The sequence below is a fragment of the Vibrio sp. CJQ_6 genome, assembly GCF_043106745.1.
Taxonomy (GTDB): domain Bacteria; phylum Pseudomonadota; class Gammaproteobacteria; order Enterobacterales; family Vibrionaceae; genus Vibrio; species Vibrio furnissii.
In genome coordinates, this window is record NZ_JBICMV010000035.1 from 374,451 (window position 1) to 396,798 (window position 22,348).

20 protein-coding genes are annotated in these 22,348 nt (G+C 49.1%); 5 read left to right on the forward strand and 15 right to left on the reverse strand.

Annotation, left to right across the window (positions count from 1 at the left end):
• Positions 1 to 3: 3 nt before the first annotated feature.
• The 11 genes from ACF8PK_RS19680 to ACF8PK_RS19730 are packed head-to-tail and all read right to left on the reverse strand — an operon-like array spanning position 4 to position 9,463.
• Positions 4 to 1,464: a CpaF family protein gene (locus ACF8PK_RS19680; protein WP_392443187.1), complete on the reverse strand. Its 1,461-nt coding sequence runs from the start codon at positions 1,462 to 1,464 to the stop codon at positions 4 to 6.
• A gap of 17 nt (positions 1,465 to 1,481) precedes the next feature.
• Complete coding sequence (locus ACF8PK_RS19685; protein ID WP_041942621.1) at positions 1,482 to 2,705, reverse strand: AAA family ATPase; 1,224 nt, start codon at positions 2,703 to 2,705, stop codon at positions 1,482 to 1,484.
• Between the two features lie 11 nt (positions 2,706 to 2,716).
• Positions 2,717 to 3,205, reverse strand: coding sequence for a TadE/TadG family type IV pilus assembly protein (locus ACF8PK_RS19690; protein ID WP_055465931.1), 489 nt, complete (start codon positions 3,203 to 3,205; stop codon positions 2,717 to 2,719).
• Entirely contained in the window at positions 3,202 to 3,633 is a 432-nt protein-coding gene (locus ACF8PK_RS19695; RefSeq protein ID WP_392443189.1) for a TadE/TadG family type IV pilus assembly protein, read from the reverse strand. Before ACF8PK_RS19695 ends, ACF8PK_RS19690 begins: the two co-directional genes overlap by 4 nt.
• Positions 3,633 to 4,856, reverse strand: a complete 1,224-nt coding sequence (locus ACF8PK_RS19700) for a Tad domain-containing protein (protein WP_004729552.1) — start codon at positions 4,854 to 4,856, stop codon at positions 3,633 to 3,635. Before ACF8PK_RS19700 ends, ACF8PK_RS19695 begins: the two co-directional genes overlap by 1 nt.
• 11 nt (positions 4,857 to 4,867) lie before the next feature.
• A complete protein-coding gene (locus ACF8PK_RS19705) occupies positions 4,868 to 5,125 on the reverse strand; it encodes a hypothetical protein (RefSeq protein ID WP_392443193.1) in 258 nt (85 codons plus the stop codon).
• Positions 5,126 to 5,135: 10 nt separating this feature from the next.
• The gene (locus tag ACF8PK_RS19710; RefSeq protein ID WP_055465927.1) at positions 5,136 to 6,605 is read right to left on the reverse strand and encodes a type II and III secretion system protein family protein; all 1,470 of its coding nucleotides are present in this window, start codon (positions 6,603 to 6,605) and stop codon (positions 5,136 to 5,138) included.
• 8 nt (positions 6,606 to 6,613) lie between these two features.
• Entirely contained in the window at positions 6,614 to 7,363 is a 750-nt protein-coding gene (gene cpaB, locus ACF8PK_RS19715) for a Flp pilus assembly protein CpaB (protein WP_004729559.1), read from the reverse strand.
• Positions 7,360 to 8,709: a hypothetical protein gene (locus tag ACF8PK_RS19720; RefSeq protein ID WP_055465926.1), complete on the reverse strand. Its 1,350-nt coding sequence runs from the start codon at positions 8,707 to 8,709 to the stop codon at positions 7,360 to 7,362. The genes cpaB and ACF8PK_RS19720 overlap by 4 nt, the downstream gene beginning before the upstream one ends.
• Positions 8,710 to 8,736: 27 nt before the next feature.
• Positions 8,737 to 9,267, reverse strand: coding sequence for a prepilin peptidase (locus tag ACF8PK_RS19725; protein ID WP_158164970.1), 531 nt, complete (start codon positions 9,265 to 9,267; stop codon positions 8,737 to 8,739).
• 31 nt (positions 9,268 to 9,298) lie between these two features.
• A complete protein-coding gene (locus ACF8PK_RS19730; protein ID WP_055465924.1) occupies positions 9,299 to 9,463 on the reverse strand; it encodes a Flp family type IVb pilin in 165 nt (54 codons plus the stop codon).
• 577 nt (positions 9,464 to 10,040) lie between these two features.
• Here ACF8PK_RS19730 and ACF8PK_RS19735 point away from each other — a divergent pair.
• The 3 genes from ACF8PK_RS19735 to ACF8PK_RS19745 all read left to right on the forward strand — a co-directional run bounded on the left by ACF8PK_RS19735 (position 10,041) and on the right by ACF8PK_RS19745 (position 13,803).
• Positions 10,041 to 10,670 carry a helix-turn-helix transcriptional regulator gene (locus ACF8PK_RS19735; RefSeq protein ID WP_004729563.1) on the forward strand — a complete coding sequence of 210 codons (630 nt, stop codon included), beginning with the start codon at positions 10,041 to 10,043 and terminating at the stop codon, positions 10,668 to 10,670.
• A 187-nt stretch (positions 10,671 to 10,857) separates the two neighbouring features.
• On the forward strand, positions 10,858 to 12,543 hold the full coding sequence (locus tag ACF8PK_RS19740) for an AMP-binding protein (protein ID WP_154180790.1): 1,686 nt from the start codon (positions 10,858 to 10,860) through the stop codon (positions 12,541 to 12,543).
• A 354-nt stretch (positions 12,544 to 12,897) separates the two neighbouring features.
• Positions 12,898 to 13,803, forward strand: a complete 906-nt coding sequence (locus tag ACF8PK_RS19745; protein WP_154180789.1) for a LysR substrate-binding domain-containing protein — start codon at positions 12,898 to 12,900, stop codon at positions 13,801 to 13,803.
• On the opposite strand, the gene ACF8PK_RS19750 is transcribed toward ACF8PK_RS19745, so the two are convergent.
• Complete coding sequence (locus tag ACF8PK_RS19750; protein ID WP_392443197.1) at positions 13,800 to 14,006, reverse strand: DUF1127 domain-containing protein; 207 nt, start codon at positions 14,004 to 14,006, stop codon at positions 13,800 to 13,802. The two genes, ACF8PK_RS19745 and ACF8PK_RS19750, sit on opposite strands and share 4 nt — an antisense overlap.
• 98 nt (positions 14,007 to 14,104) lie before the next feature.
• On the opposite strand from ACF8PK_RS19750, the gene ACF8PK_RS19755 reads away from it, so the two are divergent.
• Entirely contained in the window at positions 14,105 to 15,037 is a 933-nt protein-coding gene (locus tag ACF8PK_RS19755) for a LysR substrate-binding domain-containing protein (protein ID WP_004729570.1), read from the forward strand.
• A gap of 128 nt (positions 15,038 to 15,165) precedes the next feature.
• Here ACF8PK_RS19755 and fusA read toward each other — a convergent pair whose 3' ends face one another.
• Positions 15,166 to 17,253 carry an elongation factor G gene (gene fusA, locus ACF8PK_RS19760; RefSeq protein WP_392443200.1) on the reverse strand — a complete coding sequence of 696 codons (2,088 nt, stop codon included), beginning with the start codon at positions 17,251 to 17,253 and terminating at the stop codon, positions 15,166 to 15,168.
• 191 nt (positions 17,254 to 17,444) lie between these two features.
• Positions 17,445 to 18,824 carry a DNA repair protein RadA gene (gene radA, locus ACF8PK_RS19765; protein WP_004729573.1) on the reverse strand — a complete coding sequence of 460 codons (1,380 nt, stop codon included), beginning with the start codon at positions 18,822 to 18,824 and terminating at the stop codon, positions 17,445 to 17,447.
• 132 nt (positions 18,825 to 18,956) lie between these two features.
• Between radA and ACF8PK_RS19770 the strand changes: the two genes are divergently transcribed.
• A complete protein-coding gene (locus ACF8PK_RS19770) occupies positions 18,957 to 21,305 on the forward strand; it encodes a PilZ domain-containing protein (RefSeq protein WP_158164967.1) in 2,349 nt (782 codons plus the stop codon).
• Between the two features lie 43 nt (positions 21,306 to 21,348).
• Here ACF8PK_RS19770 and serB read toward each other — a convergent pair whose 3' ends face one another.
• Complete coding sequence (serB, locus tag ACF8PK_RS19775) at positions 21,349 to 22,329, reverse strand: phosphoserine phosphatase (protein WP_392443202.1); 981 nt, start codon at positions 22,327 to 22,329, stop codon at positions 21,349 to 21,351.
• Between the last annotated feature and the right edge of the window lie 19 nt (positions 22,330 to 22,348).

Sequence of the window (22,348 nt, forward strand, 5' to 3'; positions counted from 1 at the left end):
CTCCTACTGGTACGTCTCATTGAAAATTTCATACGGCAAATGGAAGCCTCGTTTTGACAACGAATCATGGCACTGAGGAATCACCCCGGTTGCCGTGTAGTGCCCCACCACATTGCCTTCATCATCCATCCCTTGACGTTGGAACTTAAAAATTTCCGACATGGTGATGATGTCTCCTTCCATGCCATTAATTTCTGAAACGCTCACCATACGACGCTTCCCGTCTTCCTGACGCTCCATTTGCACCACCAAATGAATCGCAGAAGCGATTTGAGCACGCAGGTTCTTGGTCGAGATATTCCAGCCTGCCATCGCAAACATATTCTCTACCCGGCTCAATGCATCACGCGGTGTATTGGCGTGAATGGTCGCCAACGAACCATCATGACCAGTATTCATAGCGGCAAGCATATCCACCGCTTCACTACCACGGACCTCCCCCAGCACAATGCGATCCGGTCGCATACGCAATGAGTTTTTGACCAAATCACGCTGCGTGATTTCCCCTTTGCCTTCCAAATTCGCCGGACGGGTTTCCAAACGCACCACATGAGGTTGTTGCAGTTGCAGCTCCGCTGAGTCTTCAATGGTGATGATGCGATCTTCTTTGGGAATGAAACCGGAAAAAATGTTGAGCGTGGTGGTTTTACCAGAGCCGGTACCGCCCGAGATCAGGATGTTCAGTTCACCTTTCACTGCCGCTTCGACAAATTTAGCCATTTGCTCAGACAGGGAATTAAAAGACAGCAGGTTATCCATGGTCAGCTTGTCGACCGCAAAACGACGAATGGAAACGGATGGGCCATCCAATGCGAGGGGGGGAATAATGGCATTCACACGTGAGCCATCTGCGAGTCGCGCGTCCACCATCGGTGAAGCTTCATCGATACGACGCCCAACTTGGCTCACGATACGGTCGATGATATTGCGCAGATGGCGATCATCCAAAAAGGTGTAGGGGGTTCGTTCCAGTTTACCGCGGCGTTCAACGAACACACTTTTAGGGCCATTGACCAAGATGTCCGAGACGGTGGAATCATGCAGCAAAGGTTCTAAGGGGCCGAGGCCAAACACTTCATCCTCGATCTGTTTGATCACACGCTTGCGGCCTTCTGCACTCAGCGCATGCGTTTGATCATCAGCCATCAACTGCACAATCGCATCATGCAGATCTTTCTTGGCGCGATCTTTTTCCAAGCTTGAAAGCAGTGCCAAATCTAACGTTTCCAACAAGCGCTGATGATAATAGTGCTTCACAGCCAGCTCTTGCTCTAGCTGCTTACGCGCATCATCGATTTCGCGGTTTTTAGCATCCGATTCGCGAAGTTTTCTCTCCAAAGGACTTTCATCCTGCTTGGGGCTAGATGCTGAAAGCGTTGATTTGGGTTCTACATGAAGTAAATCCTCAACTTTGAGCACCTGGTCTTGAAACTCGGTATTGATGTTTTTTCTTTTGAAGAACATGCAACCCTCCTAATCCGTCAGGAAAATAAACGCTTAATCCAACCTTTTTTCTCTTTGACTTCAGGCGCTAACGTTTGAGATAACTCAATCACTGATTTAGTAATCGAGCTGTTTTTCTTCGATTCAACCACGGGTTTGCCTAAGTTGGCACTTTCAATCGCCGCCTTAAAATCATTTGGAATCATATGTACATTGACCCCCGTGATCGTCTGTTCAATATCCTTCATCTTAATTTGCTGACGCTTTTCATAGCGATTCACAATCAGTTCGATCTGTTCTTTGGCAATCCCATACTCCAGCATCAATGACTTGGCGATGCGCGAGGTATTTTTGATCCCCACTAAGTTTTGTTGCGTCACCAAAAACACTTTGGATGAATGAGACAACACCGGGGCAAACATGCGATCAACCCCCATCGACAGATCCACAAAAACATAGGGATAGTATTCCATCAACGTCGGCAGCAACTTGCCCAGTTGCATTGCTTTGTCAAAATTCTCGTTGTGATTTTCATGCTTAAAGCTTAGTACATGTAAGCCCGATGGATGCTTGGAAACCAAACTATGCAGCGAAATTTCGTCCAAATCAGCCACGTTCGCAATAGCATCATTGATGCTGTAAGTCGGGTTTAAATTGAGGTAATCCATGATCACCCCAAAGTGAATGTCTAAATCCAGTAACAACACTTTATTTTTGTGCTGCAATGCCACTTCAACGGCAGTATTCAACGCGATCGTCGTCGCGCCAGAGCCGCCTTTGGTATTAATAAAGACGAAAAGCTGCCCTAATTTTCTTGCTGCAATTTTCTCTTCGGCCGTGTTTTTTAGTAACGGGACCAGTTCCTCTAATGTGGCTTGATCCGACACAAAATCAGCCGCGCCAATACGCAGGGCAATTTTGAGCGCGCCATTATCACTCTCATCACCAAACACAATCAGAGAGGTATTGACCTCTTCTTCATCCACTTCTGGACTTTCGTAATTTTGTAGTTCAATGACTTTCTGCGCCCAATTGGGGCCGGTTTCGACAAAAATTAAATCTGGTGGCGAAAAATGCTTAAAGCTGTCAGACATCACACCATGCAGCGAAATGACTTCAAAACTGATGCTATGGCATTTCGATAACTCGCTCATCATATGGAGCTTGAACCGGTCGCTAGAATACAGAACCCATACCGATAAACTGGTTTTGAGCCTCAAATTACTGCTGTCACCTCGTGATAACTTCACGGCCTCTCCCATAGCAATCCCTCTTAGCAATCGGTCTTATCATCAGGATCTGAAGAACCAGGGCGCAGAACGCCCAAAGACTCTGAAGGTAAAGTGGTTTCAAAATCAGGAACGGAAACCACGCCACTTGAACCTAAAAAACTCAGCAACCCTGAAAACTGGTAGCTATAACCGGTAACGCGAGCCCTCACGTAATAAATGTCCGCTTGATAACTGGTTGGCGGGTCCGTGACTTTACTGCCATCCGCGCCCAAATACTCAATCACCAAATTGGCCGAAGTAAATCCATCCGGCGCCCCATCGTTCAATGCCAACGATGGTATATCCGGATCGGATACCACACACACGGTGGCAAAACGAGCCGCTTTTCGCGTGATGTTGTTGATGGTCTGAATTGAATAGGCGTACATCCCGATTTCCATAATCGCAAACAGAATCATCAACAGGACCGATGCCAAAAAGGTGAATTCGATCAGGGTCATGCCCCGCTGCATACGACGAAATGATTTCATAGCGTCGTCCTCATCACCGCTGACGAACTCAGTACGATATTGGCCAGCAAGGCATCCGGTAAAATATTCAACAATGGTACGTAGTCATAACTGGCTGACACCACCACAAACTTATCCGCATGAATCACCGTGACATCGTCCACAGTCAAGGTCGTGAGCAATGGCGTTCCGGTCCCTGCTTTGTTGCCATACACCACCATATTTTTGATATCCGCCACCTGCGCAATCGAGTCGGAATTGGATGTACCATAAATATCAGTGACCGCATATCGGCAGCCATTCTGGACGGTTTTGCTGAGCGTGTTATACCGTACGAAGGCATTACCAAATTCAACAATCCCCCCCAATAACACCAGCAACAACGGCACGGTAATAATGAACTCCACCGCGGCTAAACCAGCTTGCTTTTTCATGAGGCGTTTCATCATTACGACTCCTCACTATTGGGGTCCTTGTATAGGACAATTCGATGAGGACCATTGGACGTACTGGTGCCATTGTTACGAGTATTTTTCACGGTGCAATCTTCGATAAACTCGCCAAAAATTGAAGTATGTCCACCGTTAGAATTGGGCGCCTTTTGCAGCAAAAAGAAACACCCGATCGCGGATACGGCAAAGTTGTTTGTCCCACCACTTGCACCCGAACAGTCCACAACCGGAATCGCCAGAATCCGTCGCTCGGCATCACCATTGCTTTTGCAATTCGTCGCATCACCAGGGCACACATTGTCATTCAAATCGTCTTTGTAATCTTGATACCCCCATGCAGGGGTCGAGCCGACATCTGCATCCGTCAATGTCGGTGTCGTTTGTTTAACATACAAATCAGGAGGGTAATCTGTGGCACTCAGGCCACCACCTGAATAGTCGCCAAACCGAGTATTCAGCCCTTGCCCGACCGGCCCGACGGTATTACCCGGTTTGGTGGTAACCGTTTCCCCGGCGTCCAAATCAACACAGCCGGCATAACCACCGGCCAATGCTTCACGCACCGTGCTCGCACCAGAGCCAAAATCAAGTAATTGAAAATTACCAGACCCCATCGCCGGATCGTTTTGGTCAGCAATTTTGAGGGCATACACGACGCCTGCGTCATAACCATTCGTTCCAGCATCATCGCCTTCACACACCGCCATTGGCACAATATTACACGCATTCCCGCCCGGGCTAGGCCCTGCGACAGCGCTGGCTGTTAAGCGTTTAGTCACCCCCATGACTCGAGCGAAAAAAAAGCTTTCTAAATCCAATTGATTGATCACCACGCGAACATAGCGATCACCGTCAGGCGAACTCGAATAACCTGAATCAGGAAAAACCGTCGGATCGTTGGAAAACTGCACCTCAACGTTCACCACATTCGAGACATCCAGAGTCAACTCAGCGTTACCTGCGGCGGTCGACATTTTGGTTAATGTCGACCGCGCAATCGTGTCGGCTTGCGCCTCTGTCCCATCTTTATCCAATACAATTGCCGCTGCCAGAGCCGCTGCATCCACGCTATTTTGCAACTTGGTCCGATTCATCATTGCGTGGTTGATATCAATGGCAAAGGCGGCAACTGCGATGAGCACCAACATTGCTATGGTAACAATCACAACAACCAGACCTCGCTGCTTACGAATTCCACGAAGTGGGCGTTGTGTATTCATAACGACCTCGACTATTTAAAGCCCTCAAGAATCTGACTGGTTGAGCCCCCTTTGAGCTCTTCCCCTTTCTTACCAGTATAGGTGTTGTAAACACCTTCCATACGTTCCCCAGTACCATCAGGCAAAACCTCTAGGTTTTCTTTCGTGGCATTGGGGTTATAAGTTTGTAACTGTTTCACCTGCGCGACATGGGTCCCTAATCGAGGATCGTTGGCACATCCACTCAGCAGCATCAACGGTAGCAACAAACTCAAAACAACATATTTCATAAGATGCTCCTTACAGATCATGACCAAAAGAACCTTCCGAACCACCCTTACCCGTCGTCGCCATTTCGTCGTAGCTATCTGACGCTTTGGTGCGTTTCACATCACGAGGCCCTGCGATATAAGCCCCTTGTCCCAACAGGTAGTATTTCAGATCGGTCGGCTCGACAAACGCATCCGTCGGCAACACCACTTTGCTACGATCAATCGGTTTTGCCAGACGCGGGGTGACCAAAATCACCAGCTCGGTTTCACCCGAAACATATTCTTGGCTATTGAACAGTTGTCCGAGAACCGGAATATCCCCAATGCCCGGAAACTTGCTCACCGAGTCGCGCACATTCTCACTCAATAGCCCGGCAATCCCGATGGTCTGTCCATCAGCAAGTTCCAAGGTGGACGCCGCACTTCGACGCGTGATCGGTGGAATGTAGTACGCCGCATTGGTGCCCGATGGCGAAACCGTTAAGGTGGTTGAACTGGCGATTTCACTCACATCCACAGCCAGATTCAGGTTGATTTTTTTGTCACTCAACACGGTCGGAATGAATTTCAACCCAACCCCGTACTCTTTATATTCGATGGTGATGCCGTCTCGATTAGGGACAGGAATAGGAAATTCCCCACCTGCTAAGAACTCAGCTTTAGCCCCACTTAATGCAGTGAGGTTAGGCTCGGCCAAGACTTTGGCCACCCCGTTCTCTTTGGCAACATCTAACGCCAACGTAAATAGAGTATCGCCATCAATAAAGGTTGATAACAACCCGGTGCTGTCGATGCCGGGGGCATTAAATACCGGCCCCGCAACTCCCGTGATGTCATCAATGTAGCCCCCCGCAGATGTTGCACCCCACGAGAACTTGCCGTTCCCTTCGAAGAAATGGAAATTGGAGTCAAAACGGCGAACTAAGCTGCGTTGTACTTCCGCAACCGTGACTTCAATCATCACTTGCTGCGCACCACCAATCGACATCAAATTCACCACGCCTGTTTTTTCCGCCTCTTTATTTCTTGAATCCGTCGCCTTATCCGCGGTATCGCCTGACGCGTAGGTTTCCGCGAGTCGTAATGCCAAATTCATTTTTTCTTGTGAACTGACCTGCCCGCTCAAAATCAAACGATTTTGCGCGCTGTGTACAGAGATCGTTTCGTTGGGTAAAAATTCATACAGTTTGGCTTTCAGGCTATTCACGTCGTGCGTGACCTCAATGTTGATCGACTCCAGCAATTGGCCTCGTCTATCCCAAGCCATTAAGTTGGTCGACCCTAATCGCTTCCCGATCAAAAACAGTTCATCAGCTTTGAGCATCACAATATCCAGAACCTCTGGATCCCCAAGCGAAACTCGGCTCGCAGCCCCTTGAAGTTTCACGTAAGTTGATTTGTGATGAGGAACGGTCACCACTTTACCGCTCTGATTCGCGGCATAGACCCATTGACTGCACGTCAGGAAAAGGATCAGTGTTGTCATTATCGTTTTCATCTTTCACCTCACTCTTTTACACGAACATTCGATGAGTTCGTTCCTTTGATGATGGTGACACTAGGCGGCGGCACATAACGACGCACCACTTTTTCCTCAACCGCATGCGGATTACGCAACACCAGCTGAATGTCTCCCTTACTTTTGGCACTCAATAGTTTTTCTGCCTCTTTGGGAGAGACTTCCAGCGTCACGGCTCGAACAATAATCGGCTTGTTTTCTTGAGTCTTTGCGGTTTGGTCAACGGCTAACACACGAATGTCTTTCAAAATGGTGGTCGTGTTCGCAGACGTTTTGCTGTACTGAATCGTGTTCAACACATCGACTTTATTCCCCGGCAGCAAGAAGCCCGCGACACCAATCACATCATTCACGCGAATGGTGACCGCTCGTTTATCTTCAGGAATCAACGCGGCGAGCGTGGCCCCTTCACCGGGAATACTAAGACGTTGCGCGACGATAATTTCATTGGGGTAGATATCGGATTCGGCGATCTTTCCTATCACTTCCGTGGGCTCAGAAAATTGATTTTCGGTCATCCATGATTTTTCCAGCAGACGGGTGGTTAAGTACTGCTCTTCAATGACCGTACTGGCTGGAATATCACGGGATGCCACCACGACAGGCACCCGCTCAACCACTTCCACTTCGGTCTGCGGTTGTACTTGCCGATCCATCCATTGTTTGGCAAAAAACACCGCGCCAAGCCCAAACAGTACAGACAGCAGAAATAACAAAATCACTTGATTACGACTCATCGAGCACCTCCTCCTTTGCCATCCGCAGTGAAGTAAACTTCCCAAGCTCGCTCCATAATGACCGGAGTGATGAGGGGATCACTTTCTTCAAATGCGATGATGTCTCGACTGATTCCGATTAAGTCTTTCGGTAAACAGGGATAAAAGCCCACTGCGTGTTGTCTGTGCAAACTGTACAGAACCTCAAAAGACGAAGCATGAACCTGTAAATTTCGATTAGAAGCCATTTCTTCCCACAATGCGTGGTATTCAGATTGCTCCAGAGGATGAAACTGAACTTTGTAACCTAGTCGACGCAAGAATGCTGGGTCACTGATTTTTTCCGGATCCAAGTTGGTCGAAAACGCCAGTGTTAATATAAAAGGAATGGTGATTTGTTGACCGTTGGGCAATGACAGATAGTCATAGAAGTATTCCATCGGAACGATCCAACGGTTAAGTAAAGTAGCCACTGGCATGGGCTGTCGCCCTAAATCATCGATAATGAAAATGCCGTTATTGGCCATCATTTGTAGTGGCGCCATCCAAACACGGTTATGCTCCGTGTGGTTCACTTCCAACATATCCATGGTGAGCTCCCCACCCACTTGAATACTTGGTCGTTCACACAACACCCAGCGGCGGTCATATTGATCTTTGTACGACAGCGATTGATTCTGGTTATTGGCATCCACCGCACGATGATGCTGCCGCGAGTACACCTTAATGATGTTCCCCATGGCATATACCGAATAAGGCACGAATACCGATGTATTGAGAGAATTGAGAATGCGGGTGGCAACGAAGGTTTTCCCGGTCCCAGCATCGCCATAAAGGAGCAGCGCTCGACCCGAGTTAATCGCCGGCCCAAGCACCGAGACCAACCGCTCCGAACCAAAAACATCTTTCAGCGCAAATTCGACATCAGGACGCGTAATGATTTTAGAGCGAACATCTTGCGCCTGAACCATGGCATTGTAGTCTTCAAGAGAAACAGGCGCCGGCCCGAGATAAGCATCTTTCGCAAATGCCACGTCGGCTTCCCGCATACCACTTTCCGATAGGCCGTATCTCACGTGCCCTGATGTAGGATTGAGGTAGGAGGAGAGTTCCGCTTGAAAGACCTCTACCAGTGATTTTTGCCTTAAAACAGCAATCAAATCCTCAATCATATGACTGTTGATCGCCATGTGCCGAGTCAACTGCAACACGTCCGATTTAGGATAAGCGGCCAGATGCTTTAACAGCAGGTTTTCTAACACGGCTTTCGGAACTTTGAGATCCTCAAATGATGTCGGAACCTTCGGCGCAGTTGCTTGAGGCGTCAGGGCGGATCGGTGAAGATCGTTGGATACCGCTGTTGCCATAATGACTCCTTGTCATGGTCGCGCTGTTTAAAAGTAGGCTTGTGCATATTGTGCTAAGGCAACACCGACAACAATGACCGGTGCCAGAGGCATCACGAGATCTGAGCCCTTGGGCCTTTTTAAACTTTCACGATTTAGCTTCGTGCGTAGCGGTCCAGACAGATGAACTTGACTCAAAATACCGCCGATGCTGACCACCTCTTTGTGTATCAACAAGTAATTCAACACGCCATACATTACACCGATAAAAATCGCGCTAATGCCGATGTAGAAAAACGTATCCGCAAGATGAACAAAACCGGTCAGAAATCCAACGACTGCCAACAGTTTCACGTCCCCAGGCGCCATCCATCCAGCCATGTGACACAACAAGGCAAGCACAAACACCATCAGCATAGCCCCAATCTGCCCCACAAACAGTCCAAATGCTTGGTCAATCAACACGGTTTGAATTGCGCCAGACAGCATCAACAAAGCGAGTAAATAATTGGGTATACGATGCTGACGCGCATCGTATACACCAACCACAAATAACATCGTCCAAATAATCAGGCTCATAAGTCGTTTTTCGCCGATGAAGACAATAAAGCTATGAGAAGATGTCGTTCAACTCAGATTGTAGGGTCGAGCCCCAACCGGAGAAGATCACGCCCAGTGCCGTAACCAGCAGGCCTGCGCCCACAACGTATTCAACAACAGACAAACCTTCTTCATCTTTCCAGAATGCTTTGCAGCGATTAATTAATTGATCCATATCGTGGTCTCCTTCCTGAATGGTTCTCTTAGAATCTAGATAGTTCTATCAATAGTAGTTAGGATTTTTTTGACCTCTTTTGGTACTTTTTTATTCACAAAACAACCAAAACATTGAAACAACTATCAACATAATGAATGAATGGACCGTAATGATTTGGCATGATCCGTTGCTTTCACTCGGTTTCATGAGTTGGCAATGGGGTGTTTTTGAGGATGTTTCAGATTTAAATCGCGAATCGAAGTATCAGGCCAAATTTTCCGACAACACACATTCTCATGGATGAAACATCGTTCAGTGATTTACATTCCAGACTTGATTGAGCATCACTGCGAAACCGCGCCAAAACGCGTGATTTGACCTCATACCTTTGGGGGGAAACTTGCACTTTTTGGTCGTGATTCTAGGCTTACTACAAAACCCGGCTTTCCAACGGGTTATTCATGAAAACAATGTGAGCACGACGATGACAGGGAAACACGAGGGGCACTGGCTGGGAAGCCCGGTAAACTTTTTACCTAGGCGAGTTCAGGACGTGTGTCGACATCATTTTGATTTAGTGGAGCATGGGAACGACGTGTCCATTCTCAGTGAACCGGATATTCACTATGCGCTCTTTTTCTATCAAAAGGATCGCGGACAAGAATTACTCCTCACCGCATTGAAAATGTGCGCCAATCTTCATAAGTATCTGATTATCATTCATGACGGTTCGTATAAAAATGCGATTGGTCGCCACGAAGCCATTTTTGGTTTGATGGATATTTCTCGCGATGATCCCTCAATCATTCTGGTCTCTTTGTGTGAGAAATTGGAGCTCAGTTTTGATCAGCAGGTGTTTGACCCCAAACTGCCCCACAGCCCAACATCACCCACAAGCATGAGCAAAGAAATGCTGGACATTCTTCGCTACATCGACCTCAACATTACCAAAGAAATTCGTGAGGAAGACATCGCCAATTATTGCCACTACTCCGTCTCTTACTTCTCGAAATTGTTCCACAAAGTCATCGGTGTCAGTTTCCGCGATTACATTTGCAACAAGCGAATTGCCATGGCGAAGCGTTTACTGGTAGATGAGAAAAACGCGAAAATCGCCTTCATCGCGTATCAATGCGGCTATCGGGATGTGTCCTATTTTTCGCGCATTTTTAAAAAGAAAACCGGCATTAGCCCAGGCGTATTCCGTCAGCTTCACGCGTCATAAATTCTGTAACTGGGTGTGAGTAATGCTTCCCCAGGGCAAAACGAACTGCTAGAGTTAACAATAAATTAACATAACAATAACGTACCTAATCTGGGCGGTTTTAATGATGAACTCACAGACCGAGAATCATCGTGAAACACTGCGCAGCAAAGGTATCACTGTTTTGCCAATAACATGGAGTTAGAGAATGATTCAGCCTAACGAGTTACGCAAACCGACCTGTGCTCTCCCCCCACCCAACGAGATGATTTTAAAATGGGCCAAGGAACGCCCTAATGAAGTCTATCTCAAGCAAGTCATTAATCGCCAATTTGTCGAGTTTACCTACGCCGAAGTGGCCGATCAGGCATTGCGTCTTGCCTCTGCGCTAAGCGATTTAGGCGCGCAGCCTGGCGATAAAATCGCGTTGGTCTCAAAAAACTGTGCCGAATGGTTCATCTGCGATCTGGCGATGATGCTGGGTGATTTTGTCAGTGTCCCGATTTTTCCAACCGCGGGTGCTGAGACCATCGAATACTGTGTGACGCACAGTGAAAGTAAGATCCTCATTGCTGGCAAACTCGACGATGCCAACCCTACGGCGCAGGTTCTGGCCGAGATGCCGGATCTCATCAGTATTGCTTTGCCCTACGATTCAGCGCCGCAGTGTCAGCATCACTATCATGATTTGATTGCGCACTACCCGCCGAGCGAAAAGCGTCCTCAACATGACGATGAAAAAGTGATGTCTTTGGTTTACACCTCTGGCACTTCGGGCCTCCCCAAAGGCGCAATGCTGACCTTTGGCGCGTTCAGTTGGTCAGTGCAGCAACTGATTCGTCATATCGGTATCCAAGAGGGGGACCGCCTGTTCTCGTATCTGCCTTTGGCACACATCACTGAACGAGTTTATATTTTTGGTTCATCGATCCAAGGCGGCGTGCCAACCGCGTTCCCCGAATCACTCGATACCTTTATCGAAGATGTGAAGATGCAGCGTCCGACGCTGTTTATTTCGGTGCCAAGGCTCTGGACGTTGTTCCAGCAACGTATTCAAGATAAATTGCCGCAGAAGAAGCTCGATATTCTGCTCAAAATCCCGTTGATCAACACGCTGATCAAACGTAAGTTGGCTGATGGGCTTGGATTGGATCAAGCGCGCGTGCTGGGGTGTGGTTCAGCCCCTGTCTCCCCAGCATTATTGCATTGGTATCACCGTTTAGGACTGAATATCACGGAAGCGTGGGGCATGACCGAATCTTTTGCATACAGTACCATCAACTACCCATTCCGCGCGGATAAAATCGGCACCGTCGGACAAGCCGGCCCCGGCATCAATCTGAAAATTGCCCCTGATGGTGAGATCATGGTGCTCGGCAAAGGGTTGTTTTCTGGTTACTACAAAAACGACATTGCGACGCAGGAGTCCTTCGATAAAGAAGGCTGGCTGCACACGGGCGATATCGGCTCACTTGACGCCGATGGGTATCTGACGATTCAAGGGCGTAAGAAAGACACTTTCAAAACCGCCAAAGGTAAATTCGTCTCTCCGGTTCCGATAGAGAACAAATTGTTTGAGTACAGCCGAGTGGAGATGATGTGCCTGATTGGTCTCGGCTTACCGGCTCCAATTCTGCTGGTGGTGCCGCATCATTTTACCAACTTTGATCGCGCCCGCTATGAACGTACGACCCATAAAGTGATCGCTAAGATCAACCAGGAGCTGGAGTCGCATGAACAGATCAAAGGCGTCTTGATGATCAAAACGCCATGGAGCATCGAAAACGGGATTTTGACCCCCACGCTGAAGATCAAACGCCACGTGCTGGAACAGAAATACCACGACGTCGGCCAAAACTGGCCCAAAGGGCAATTGGTGGTGTGGGAAGAGTAACCATTCCTTCATCATTGCTATCAACACCACAAGGGAGCTATTGCTCCCTTTTTGATGTCATGACTATAAGTAACGCTGATAGTCGTGTGAAGTGTTGCGTGACGACTCCAAACCCATGTCTTTTTGCAAATGGACACTCTCTGGCAATGAAGCAACTTTTCGACGAGATGGCCTGTTCAACCACACCGCCTTCATAAAGCTTGAGAAGCGGTTAATCCACGTCTTTTTCTGGGTGAGTTTGATCGCTCGTTCCATTGATTTACTCCTGTATCCTGCACTCTCTTATGCGTATTATGGATAGCACGACCTCGTGACACGAACGATCATTTCCACCACCGACTATAAGCAGAGATTATGGACAATCGACTGAAGCACTTAGCTGGTCTGCGTTATTTTGAAGCCGCCGCTCGCCTGCGCAGTTACAGCGCTGCCGCGGCGGAATTATTTATCTCTCAAGCGGCGGTCAGTCAAAAGATTCGGCAATTGGAAGATGCATTGGGCTGTCAGCTTTTTGTGCGCCAAGGGCGCGAAATGCACCTCACCAAACCGGGTGAAACGCTCTACCAACAAGTCAGTAGTGGCTTTGAAAAAATCATCACCGGACTCAATCAAATTCAGAGTGAACCCGTTGAAGGGGTGCTGTGTGTGCGAACACCACCGTCATTTGCGTCACGTTGGTTAATGCCCCGCCTATGGAAGTTCACCATGGAGCATCCTTATATTCCGATTCGTCTCATCACTGATTGCGACACCCCCAATATTCGCCACAGCGCGATTGATGTCGCGATCTGGCAAGGCAATGAAACGGTCACCGACAGCGAACTGGATCAAGAAATATTGTTCGAAGAGCCCGTCTATCCGTTTTGTTCTCCCGAGCTGGCTCAGTCAATGCAGTTCTCCCAACCCGAACAACTGCTGAACTGCTGGTTAATTCACTTCGACTCACAGAGTTTCCCCTGGTCGCACTGGTTTCAAGCTGCACACGTCGCCATGAAGAAAGAGGCGGTGCAGTGGATGGAAGTCAGCACCTTCGACATGGCATTGAATGCCGTCATTGCCGGGCACGGTGCCTGTTTAGCCACCGATAGCTTAGCGGGTGATTTTGTCGCCCGAGGCTTATTGGTGAAACCGTTTGCCATCGGGCTCACGCCCGGCGTGCGCTATAGCTTAATCAGCGATCCCGCCTCGTCCCGCGCAGCCCGCATTCATGCGTTTAGTGATTGGCTGCGACGAGAGCTGAAACAACAAGCACCGCTTTAACGCCAAAAATATTTATTGGCTTCAGCGTGTACCTGATCCTGTTCAAGGCCTAAGTCTTTGAGTAAGTGGGGTGGTAGCTCACGTAGCTGACGACGCGTCCGGTAGTTGTGGCGCCACTGCATGAGTTGGCTCAAGAATGCGTTAAGTGAATCACGTGGTATTTCATGGTGAGTGCTGGATGTTTCAGTGTGAGTTACGTTCATAAGTCCCCCTTGAACCCTGATTTGTTATGGCTAATAATCGTCATTAATCATTCAGGCGACAAACGATAGATTTTGCTATTGAGTTAAGGAAAACTAATGTGAGTGAACGTATCCCGCCTTTTCAAGGACTGTTCTATTTTTATACGGCTGCGGAAACGGGCAGTTTTAAACTGGCGGCCGAACGGTTATTTGTGACGCCAGCGGCGATCAGCCAACAGATCCGTTTACTGGAAGAGTGGTTGGGCGCTGAACTCTTCATTCGCCAGCACCGCAAGATCCTGCTGACCCATGAAGGCACCATTTTGTATCACCAAGCGCAAAAAGGCTTTGCTCACTTGCAGGAAGGGATTCGGCTGATCAACCAAGATCCGGCGCCGCATCAGCTATCCATTTCCACCCTACCCTCGTTTGCTCAACACTGGCTGGTGCCACGGATTGGTGATTTTCGCGCGCAACATCCGGAAATCTCGCTGCTGATCGAACCCACCAGCGATTTGGTCAATTTTCAAGATTCTAGTGTGGATGTTTGCATTCGCTACGGCAGTGGCGATTATAAGAACGTGCGTTCAGAATGGTTGATGGACGAAGTGCTCTATCCTGTTTGCCACCCGATTTATCAGCAGCAGCACAAGATTTATCAGCTCGATGATCTGGTGCGTGCCGACCTGATTGAGGATATCTGGCCCGACATGGATTGGGGCGTGTGGCTTCGTAACCTTGGCTATGACAGCAGTAAACCGACGCTGCAATACAACGGCTCGCAGTTTGTGCTCGAAGGTGCACTCGCCGTTCAAGGCGTTGCGTTGGTGAAGCACGCGACGGTCTGTCGCTACATCGAAGAAGGGAAGTTGGTGCAGATTGGCAATGTGGCGTTAAAGCCGCGTTTTCAGTTCTATTTATGTGCGCCAAATGGTTATTTCAAGCGTCCAAAGATTCAAGCGTTTCATCAATGGTTGCGTTCAGAAATTACTCAGTTTCAGCAGCGTTATCCCTACACTGGCGAAGTTCGTGACACACAGTTTGATCGCTAAGTGCTGAGGTACTGCTGGCAACGCAGTCACTGCACATCACACCGTCCGTCCTCTCAAATGGCGCCAAAAGAAAAAGCCCCGTCAGCTTTCGCTCACGGGGCTTTGTTGTTAAGTGCTTCGCTTAAGAATTACTTCTTAGCGTTACGCTCTTTAACTTCAGCAATTACTTTCTCAGCAACGTTTGCTGGACATGGTGCGTATTTTTCGAACTCCATAGAGAACTGACCACGACCTGAAGTCATAGTACGTAGCGTACCGATGTAGCCGAACATTTCTGATAGAGGAACGTCTGCTTTAATACGAACGCCAGTTGCACCAGCTTGTTGGTCTTTGATCATACCACGACGACGGTTCAAGTCACCGATAACGTCACCAACGTGATCTTCTGGAGTGAACACGTCAACTTTCATGATAGGTTCTAGAAGTTGCGCGCCCGCTTTTGGCATTGATTGACGGAATGCACCTTTCGCTGCGATTTCAAATGCGATTGCAGATGAGTCAACTGCGTGGAAGCCACCGTCGAACAGTTCAACTTCAACGTCAAGCGTTGGGAAGCCTGCAAGCACACCGTGCGCCATCATGCTCTCAAAACCTTTCTCAACTGCTGGCCAGAATTCCTTAGGAACGTTACCACCAACTACAGTTGATTTGAAAGTGAAGCCTGAGTTTGGCTCACCTGGTTTGATGCGGTAGTCGATCTTACCGAACTGACCTGAACCACCAGACTGTTTCTTGTGGGTGTAGCTGTCTTCGATTGCTTTTGTGATAGTTTCACGGTAAGCAACCTGAGGAGCACCGACTTCCAGTTCAACACCGTAAGTACGTTTCAGGATGTCCACTTTGATGTCTAGGTGAAGTTCGCCCATACCTTTCAGGATGGTTTCGCCTGAATCTTCGTCAGTTTCAACTTGGAATGATGGATCTTCTGCAACCATTTTACCGATCGCGATACCCATTTTCTCAGTTGAACCTTTGTCTTTAGGAGCAACAGCGATAGAGATTACTGGCTCAGGGAAGATCATTGGTTCTAGCGTACATTCGTGTTTTGGATCACACAGCGTGTGACCAGTTTGAACGTTTTTCATACCAACAACAGCAATGATGTCACCTGCTTGCGCTTCAGTGATCTCAGTACGGTCGTTCGCTTGCATCTCAACCATACGGCCGATACGTTCAGTTTTACCAGTCGCAGAGTTAAGGACAGTGTCGCCTTTCTTCATGCGGCCAGAGTAGATACGGATGAAAGTCAGAGCACCGAAACGGTCATCCATGATCTTGAATGCTAGCGCTTTCAGTGGCTGATCAGCATCAACGATTGCTTTTTCGCCAGTTGGTTCACCAGTTGCAGGATCAGTCAGATCTTGTGGTTCAACTTCTGTTGGGCTTGGTAGGTAATCTACAACTGCGTCAAGAACAAGTTGCATACCTTTGTTTTTGAACGCTGAACCACAGAATGTTGGGAAGAACGCTAGATCACGAGTACCTTTACGGATACATGCTTTGATTTGCTCAACAGTTGGTTCTTCACCTTCCATGTAAGCCATCATCAGCTCGTCGTCTTGCTCTACAGCAGATTCGATCAGAAGCTCACGGTACTCTTCTACTTGATCAACCATGTCTGCAGGAACGTCTTTAATTTCGTAGTTTTCTGGAAGACCTGAATCATCCCATACGTAAGCTTGACGGTTCAGTACGTCAACAACACCCACGAAATCGTCTTCACGACCGATTGGAAGCGTCATCACCAGTGGGTTCGCTGCCAGTACGTTCTTCACTTGTTCTACAACGCGGAAGAAGTCTGCACCCATACGGTCCAGTTTGTTAACGAAGATGATACGTGCAACTTCTGATTCGTTCGCGTAGCGCCAGTTAGTTTCTGACTGAGGTTCAACACCGCCAGAACCACAGAATACACCGATACCGCCATCAAGAACTTTCAGTGAACGGTATACTTCTACTGTAAAGTCAACGTGTCCAGGAGTATCGATAACGTTTAGTCGGTGTTTTTTCCACTCACAAGTTACCGCAGCTGATTGGATAGTAATACCGCGCTCTGCTTCCTGCTCCATGAAGTCTGTAGTCGATTCACCATCGTGAACCTCACCAGTTTTATGGATTTTACCAGTAAGCTTAAGAATACGCTCAGTGGTAGTGGTTTTACCCGCGTCAACGTGCGCGAAAATACCAATGTTTCTGTATTTCGATAAATCTGCCATTGTCTTACTCTGTTAATAAGGTATAAAGTGCGCGCAGAGTATATCACAATCCGTCAAGACTGATACCCCTGCGTACACTTGCTGAAAAAAAATAGTTTACGGCTGTCTACTGCTGATGAAATATAGGCGATCCGCCTTCAAGACGCGAGCCGATAAGCGAAATATTTACCGAGCGTTTACCATTCACTTCCTCACAGTTCATCAAAGGCCGTAATGGCTTCCGACAACTTTCGAACCCCATGAATTTGCATTCCAGGGATGCCACCTTTCGGCATATTCGCCATCGGGACGACGGCTTTTTTGAAGCCATGTTTGAACGCTTCGTTCAATCGTTCCTGACCGCTCGGGACCGGACGAATTTCGCCGGCCAACCCCACTTCGCCGAATACTACCACATCTTTTGGCAGTGGTTTGTCACGAAAACTAGACAAAAGCGCCATCAATAGGGCGAGGTCGGCACTGGTTTCGGTGACTTTCACACCACCAACCACATTGACGAACACATCTTGGTCCGCCATCTGCAACCCACCGTGTTTGTGCAACACGGCCAGCAGCAACGATAAACGGTTTTGTTCCAAACCGACCGCCACACGGCGAGGATTCGCCAACTGTGAGTAATCCACCAGCGCCTGAATTTCAACCAATAAAGGCCGTGTACCTTCCCACACCACCATCACGGAACTGCCAGACGTGGCCTCTTCTCCGCGCGACAAGAAAATCGCCGATGGATTGCTCACTTCACGCAGCCCTTGTCCGGTCATCGCAAAAACGCCCAATTCATTCACCGCACCAAAACGGTTTTTATGACTGCGCAGTGTGCGAAAACGACTGTCAGCCCCGCCATCGAGCAGCACCGAACAGTCGATGATGTGTTCGAGAACTTTAGGGCCCGCCAAGGTGCCGTCTTTCGTCACGTGACCGACGATAAACACCGCGACATTGTTTTGTTTGGCGTAACGCGTCAGGGCCGTGGCCGCTTCACGCACCTGCGCGACACTGCCCGGCGACGATTGCACATCGGCAACATGCATCACTTGAATCGAGTCAATGACCATAATGCGTGGTTGCTCTTTTTCCGCAATTTGGCAAATGCGATCGACGTTAGTTTCCGACAGCATTTGCAAATGCTCTTTCGGCAATCCAAGGCGAGAGGCACGCATCGCCACTTGCTGGAGCGACTCTTCCCCCGTGACGTACAGGGTTTTCATTTGTGACGAAAGCAGACACATGGTTTGCAGCAGCAAGGTTGATTTACCGGCGCCTGGGCTGCCCCCGATCAGGATCGCCGCCCCCGGCACCACGCCGCCGCCCAGCACACGGTCGAGTTCTTTAAAACCACTGCTAAAACGCGGCACTTCCTGCAAATCAATCTCAGACAGCGTTTGCACCACCGCTTCCGTTGCACTGCCAGCGTAACCGCTCAAGCGTTCATTGCGCGCCACCTGCGGCGATGCCGCCAAACGCACTTCAGAAATGGTGTTCCACGCACCGCAGGCATTACATTGCCCTTGCCAACGCGGAAAATCCGCACCACAGTCATTGCAGACATACGCCCGTTTTGCTTTAACCATGAATCCTCAAAAATCGTCTAAGTTGTGACTACACAGCTTTAATAAATTATTGAATCACTGCAACATACCGCTAAAGATTTTACGTCTAAAGCCGATGTATCATGAATGAGAACCACACTCTAACAGAAAAATATGCAGCAATCTGAAATTCTCTCTTTCGCTGAACAATTAATTCCGGTGTTTCACTCACCCGATTTCGAGCGCCTGCTGAACCAGCTCACCAGCAGCCATCCGCCATCAGTCAAACTGTTGGTGAAGATGGAGCTCAACCGCGTGATGGCGCCGTGTAGCAAGAGCATCGACCTACGCGGTCGCGTGCAAGGCGAGTGCCGAGAATACGATCTGGATGGCCGCAAACATTGGCTCGACGACGTCGCGTTTAACGCCTACCACAAAGGGCTAAAGAAGTACGGTAGCTACACCGAAGGCGTGTGGGAAATCCTATACAACACACGCAATAATTTCCGCGTGATGAAACAGCGCGGCACGCTCAATCAATCCAAACTCACCAGTGCCGATAGCCCGTTTGAAGTCGAACCGGTGAAATTAGGGTATGACCTCAAACGTCAGGAAAACCGCTTAAAAATAGCCTCTCAGGTGAAAATCCATCTGCGCCCAAATCAGCAAGTCGTGCATGGTTTGAGCGTTGACTTATCGGCCTCGGGCGCAAAATTCAAAGTGCCGTCCGCATTCGATTACAAACTCGGCGACGTGATTTCAGTGTTTTTTACTGAACTGGCACAGTCGTCTGAAATCGGTGGCCTCAGCGCCGCCATCGAATACCGGATTCTGGCGATTGACGACTCGTACGACAACGATGCCGTTAAGTTTCTACGCACTCTGAAACTGACAGATACCACCGTCATTGAACGCGTGATCGACGAATCGCTGCGCAATAACGCGCAAAAAGCCAAGCATGATAACCAAGACAAAATCATTCGTGCCCGCACGCGCGGTTTTGAACATAGCTACCTCAAACACACCGCCAATTTGCCGGTGTTCTTTAGCGGCAGCGAACTCAAATTGGTATTGATGACCGAAAACAACCAACCGATTTGGCAATATTGGCAAGACGAACGCAACCAACAAGCACTCGGTAGCCTGTTTAACAGCGCTCGTATGGAACAGCTGACCAAACCGGGCATGCGTGGCAGCAACAACGTGTTGTATTCGTTCAAACATGATCATCAAGGCAAAACCCTGTTCTTTTCGATGATGATGCCGGAAGCATCTCGCGAACAGCGCAAACTGTTCTGGCACATCGGCGCACGTAAAAACAGTTGGAAAGCATTTCGCCTGTCGGTGTTTGAACTCTCCGAGGAGGAGCGTTCCGAACTGGCCACCCACGCAAAGGAGTTGACCAATCACTCCAGCGAACTGACCCATTGTGGCATTTTGCAGGAAGTGAGTGACCTTAGCGCCGCCAAAGATTATCTGCTGGTCGACAAACCCACGATGGCCAGCAGTGAGCTCAACCCGTTTCGTCATCCGCGGAAAGTGGAAGGCGCGCCGCTCAACATCTACTTTGATGCCAAAACCCGCCGCAAAGAGCCGCGCTATAAATTCCGCACCCCCATGCAGCTGATGAATGACGCGCAGGCGGTGGCCGAAGGATTTACCGTCGACTTGTCCAAACGCGGACTGAGTTTGATACTGGCCTCGCCCGTCGACCTCAAAGCCGGAGACATGGTGACGGTCAATTTTCAGGAACTCAAACTGTACGACAAAAAGCTGCCGCTGGATGCCCTACCGTATCAAGTGGTGCGTGTCGGGCCGGAAGGCCGTCGTTTGCAACTGATGATTGAAGAAAACGCGCAGACGATGAAGAGCATCGCCTTTTTTAACAGCATCATCGAAAACAATCAGGACAAGTTGCTACGTAAAGAAGAGATCCTGCCCAGCCCGACGTTGCTGGAAGGTCTGCACAATATTTTGCTGGATAAGATTGTCAGCTCGCCGATTTTTGTCGAAAAAGTGGGGGCGAATTTACGCCCACGTGTGATTGGCGTGAACTACCCATTACCGCCCCATTTGGCTTTGCTGGCGAAGCTCGGACACGAGAATCGCATCTCGCTGGAGCCTATTTTCAAAGGCCACACCAATTCGTTACTGGCCACCCCGATGCGTCGCATCGATGGGGCTGAGCCACAATACAATGACGTGTACATTGCGGCGATGAAGTTTGGCTCTCGTATTCAATCCATTGAATCACGTTTGGTGAGCGATTTCGTCAACACCAAAGAGCGCATTCAGTTCATTCAGCGCGCGCAACACATGGGCGAAATTTATGTGCTACGGGTCAGTGGCGTGCCGGTGTTTGACCCCATCACCACGTTAATGCGCAGCGACCTCAACGAACTGGCGCAGATCAGCATGCCACACGCCAAAGCGTTGGAAAAAGAGCTGACCGCGATGTCGGGATTCGGCGAAATCATCGATATCACCGAAGAGGTGTTGATTCGCTTGGAATTGACCCAATAAAAAACGAGGCGAAACGCCTCGTTTTTTTCATTCAACGTTCTGCTTACGGCTGCGTTTTCCAACTCAATTTTTGCTGTTTCACCAACCCGGCTGACAAAATACACAACACGCCGCCCAAAGCAGAAAAACGCACTGCGGTTTGCGCCTTGGCTTCGACTTTCGGCTTGGCATGATATGCTACGCCCAAGCCAGCTGCCGACATCATCACCAAATCGTTGGCTCCGTCCCCCACCGCCACGGTGTTGTGCATTTCAATATCAAACTGCTGCGCCAGATCCACCAAAATATCGGCTTTGGTTTGCGCTGACACCACATCGCCCAACACTTGCCCGGTCAGTTTGCCCTCGATGATCTCCAGTGTGTTGGACTGCGCGTGATCCAGCGACAACATCTGTTGCAGATGATCAGAGAAGTACGTAAACCCGCCAGATGCGATCGCAGTTTTCCAGCCAAACGACTGCAATGTGCCAATCAATTCGGGCAGTTCAGGCATCAGCGGCAGCTCGCGACGCACCGCGTCTAGAATCGCGGCATCAGCATTTTTAAGTTTGCCGACACGCTGGCGCAAGCTTTGTTCAAAATCGAGTTCGCCCTGCATCGCGCGTTCAGTGACTTCCGCCACTTCATCGCCCACGCCAGCCAACTTCGCAATCTCATCAATGCATTCAATCTGAATCGCCGTTGAGTCCATATCCAGCACAATCAGGCCGGGCTTTGAGAGATCCGGAACTTCCGTGATGCGCGCAAAATCCAGCGCGAGGCCTTTGAGAATGGTTTCATGCTCCGGCGTTAACTCGCCCGCCATCAATGCGACGTCGTAATACCCCACTTTCCAGGTGTCCAAGATGGTGTTGTATTGACCCGTAAAGAAGTCGATGTCGTCAAATTGCTGCGGCGACAGACACTCGCCAAAGATAATCCAGCTGGCTTTGGCCTTGTCTAACTGGCTCGCAAAACGGGTTTCAGGCAGGCGGTTGAGCAAAGTCGTATGTTTTTTAATAGGTAAGGTTTTCAAAGCGTCCATGTCCACTTTCCTTTGTTGG